Genomic DNA, 3,304 nt, shown 5'->3' on the forward strand with positions numbered 1-3,304 from the left:
AAAGGGGTGGTTGAGCGGGTCAGCCCTGCCGAGAGCGATGAATATTTCCAGTCTCGCCCAGCAGCCTCCAGAATTGGTGCTTGGGCATCACCTCAAAGCGCTGAAATTCCGAATCGAGAATTTCTTGAAGAAGCTGAAAAGCGCTTCGCGGCCGACTTTGGAGATAAGCCTCCCAGACCCGATCATTGGGGAGGCTATCGCTTACGCCCTACTGAAATTGAATTCTGGCAAGGACGACCATCGCGCTTGCATGACCGCATTCACTATCAACTCGATGGGACTCAATGGCGTATTACTCGCCTAGCACCCTAACTGATTCGACCACACTTGACCTGATTGCTCTAGCGAAACTCCGGCGCAATCAGAGATTGAAACTTGGCTCTAAATTTAGCTAACTTAGGAGCAACAACTGCCCTGCAGTAACCCTGACCAGGATGCTGGCGGAAATAATCTTGGTGATAATCCTCGGCTGGATAAATAACGGGCGCAACATCAATTTGAGTCACTACTGGATTGGAGTAGATCCTCGCATCCTCCAACTCTTTGACCACCTCATGGGCAGTGACATTTTGACTTTCACTGTGAGTAAAAATCACTGATCGGTATTGAGTACCATGATCATTACCCTGATAGTTCAAGGTAGTGGGATCATGAATAACAAAAAAGATTTCCAATAAATCACGATGAGACACTATCGTCGGATCGAAATAGACATCAACGATTTCAGCATGGCCGGTTTGACCTGAGCAAACGGATTCATAATCGGGATTAGCTAACGCCCCTCCCGCGTACCCCGAAACTACAGCGCTGACACCTATGATTTGCTGGTAAACCGCTTCCAGGCACCAGAAACAGCCACCACCTAAGGTGGCGCGCTCAAGAATGAGGTCATTTTTAAGGATAGTGTTGTCCATACCTTTATCCTAATACCTTATTCAATCATTTGCTTGCTTCACATAAAACCCCATGTCGATAAATCGTTTCACACTCCAATTAGACGAAATCAAGGCAGCCTACGCCGCAGAACCAAACCCCACAGTAGCGGTTCGCCTTGAACGAATTGGTCGAATTGAAAAAATGCTCGCCGCTAATGAAGAAAAGATCTGCAAAGTCTTAGCAGCAGATTTTGGTACTCGTCATTCGATTGAGAGTCGACTCCTAGAATTTCAGATGGTCTATCAGGCATGTAAACATGTCCGTAAGCATCTTAAAGAGTGGATGAAACCGCAACTAGTCTCAACACCAGCATTCTTGGGCTCCTCTCATGCATGGACACAAATGCAGTCCATGGGTGTGGTGGGCATCATGAGCCCCTGGAATTACCCGGTCCAACTAGCATTAGTTCCTGCTATTGCGGCTTTTGCGGCGGGTAATCGAGTTTGGCTCAAACCTTCAGAAAGAAGTTCACGCACTTCTGGATTCTTGGCAACATTAATTCAAGAGTATTTTCACCCGATCGAATTTTGTGTCACCGTTGGCGGCACTGAAGTTGCAGAATCTTTTGCAGCACTTCCATTCGATCATCTCTTCTTTACTGGCTCCAGCAACATTGGCAAGAGAGTGATGCGTGCTGCTGCAGACCATCTAACGCCAATCACTCTTGAGCTAGGCGGCAAATCGCCAGCGATTGTTGACCCATCTGCCAAAATGAATGATGCAGCCGCAAGTATTATTTACGGCAAATTAGTGAACGGTGGTCAAACCTGTATTGCTCCGGATTACGCCATAGTTCACTCAAGTGTTAGCGAAACCTTTATTCAAGAATTGCAAAATGCCGCTCAAGAACAATTTGCCAATCCGGAAGAATTCACAGGTGCAATTGATGAACATCAGTTAGCGCGTTGGCATCAACTGGTTAAAGATGCGGTGAATCGCGGGGCAAAAGCGATTCCTTTGCTCTCTCCTGCTGGCAATCTTGGGCTGGCATTCATGCCTGTGGCGCTCCTGAATGTTTCTGAAGATGCGCTCGTCATGCAAGAAGAGGTGTTTGGGCCCATTCTGCCAATCGCAACTATTAATGATCTTGATTCCATCATTCGCTATATCAATGAAGGGCCTAAGCCATTAGCCCTGTACTGGTTTGGTAAAGAGAAAAAGGTAATGCAACGAATTCTCAATGAAACTCGTTCTGGTGGTGTAACAATCAATGACACCCTTTTGCATGCGGCAATAGAGGATTTACCTTTTGGTGGCATCGGCGGAAGTGGTATGGGTGCCTATCATGGCAGAGCAGGTTTTGATGCATTCAGTCATCGCAAATCCGTCTTAGAGGTTCGCGGCTTCTTGGGTCTCAAGTTCTTAGGTGGAACCAAATTGGCAAGGCCACCTTATCGCAAGGGTGTTGAGCGCTTATTACGCTGGCTCAAATAAATACTATCACTGGGTTCAGGGCTAGAGCAATAGCTTTGTAGCAAATCCGACTAAAAGTATCCCAACGACAATCCAAAGAATCGCAGCATAGCGAGAGTGCTTTTTAAAGAAGCCCAAAAAATATTGTCCTAAAAATATCAAACCAGTCAAGTAAGTCATGCTGACCAGCTGTAGCACAACAGCAAGATACAAAAAGGTGTGAGCAGGATGCGCGTAGCCCGGTTGAATGAACTGCGCAAAAAATGAAACAAAGAAAAAGATCGCCTTGGGATTAGTTAAGGACAATGTCAACGAAGCAACCAAGGGGTGCACTGAGCTTAAATAATGCGCTCCGACATCTTTAGTAACAACGGATTGATCTCCACGCCAACGCCGCATTCCATCTCGTATGAACCCATAACCCATCCATGCCAAATAAGCGGCACCTAGCAAACGTATGAAGTTAAATGTGGATGGCGATGAGTTGAGTAAGGTAGCGGCTCCTAGAGCAACACCCATCATCAGAATGGCATCACCAATAAAAATCCCGAGCGATGCCCACGCTCCCGCACGCCAACCTTTAAGTGAAGCAATCGTTAATACATACAGAGAATTTGGGCCGGGAAATAAGATGGTAAAAATCACGCCCAGCAAATAGGTGGGGAAGTCGACGATGCCAACACTTGAAGGAGAAATAAACCAATTCATCAGCCCATCATAATTAAATTCGGGAAAACCCTTGTAATTGGCTCCTCAAAATGCCATAATGGGGAGCTTTTTAAAGCAATTTGATTCATCGCCCCCCAGCTATATTTCAGCGCATCGTTTAGAAGTCATAAACACCGAAGTTAAAAATCGCGCTGCCGCCTGTCTGATGGTCGATGCCTTTGACCATCACACTCAATAAAAAACAGAGAGTGTATACACGGAGACATCCCTTAAACGGGATGTGTAA

The 3,304-nt window shown here is 46.2% G+C and carries 4 protein-coding genes; 2 read left to right on the plus strand and 2 right to left on the minus strand.

All coding sequences use genetic code 11. The features are described 5' to 3' along the window. Positions 1-312, plus strand: a 312-nt coding sequence (locus B7Y67_RS13570) for a pyridoxal 5'-phosphate synthase (RefSeq protein ID WP_293599107.1), incomplete at its 5' end; no start/stop codon positions are given. Positions 313-341: 29 nt separating this feature from the next. Here B7Y67_RS13570 and msrA read toward each other — a convergent pair. After that, a complete protein-coding gene (gene msrA / locus B7Y67_RS13575) occupies positions 342-914 on the minus strand; it encodes a peptide-methionine (S)-S-oxide reductase MsrA (protein WP_293599108.1) in 573 nt (190 codons plus the stop codon). 52 nt (positions 915-966) lie between these two features. Between msrA and B7Y67_RS13580 the strand changes: the two genes are divergently transcribed. Further along, positions 967-2,370: an aldehyde dehydrogenase family protein gene (locus tag B7Y67_RS13580; RefSeq protein WP_293599109.1), complete on the plus strand. Its 1,404-nt coding sequence runs from the start codon at positions 967-969 to the stop codon at positions 2,368-2,370. 21 nt (positions 2,371-2,391) lie between these two features. Here the strand turns inward: B7Y67_RS13580 and leuE are convergent, their stop codons facing one another. Continuing rightward, on the minus strand, positions 2,392-3,057 hold the full coding sequence (gene leuE, locus B7Y67_RS13585) for a leucine efflux protein LeuE (protein WP_293599110.1): 666 nt from the start codon (positions 3,055-3,057) through the stop codon (positions 2,392-2,394). Positions 3,058-3,304 lie beyond the last annotated feature (247 nt).

The sequence above is a fragment of the Polynucleobacter sp. 35-46-11 genome (genome assembly GCF_002281105.1).

Excerpts from the sequence above, each read along its gene's own strand:
- msrA (WP_293599108.1), bottom strand. The coding sequence starts at position 914 with ATGGACAACACTATCCTTAAAAATGACCTCATTCTTGAGCGCGCCACC.
- B7Y67_RS13580 (WP_293599109.1), top strand. The coding sequence starts at position 967 with ATGTCGATAAATCGTTTCACACTCCAATTAGACGAAATCAAGGCAGCC.
- leuE (WP_293599110.1), bottom strand. The coding sequence starts at position 3,057 with ATGAATTGGTTTATTTCTCCTTCAAGTGTTGGCATCGTCGACTTCCCC.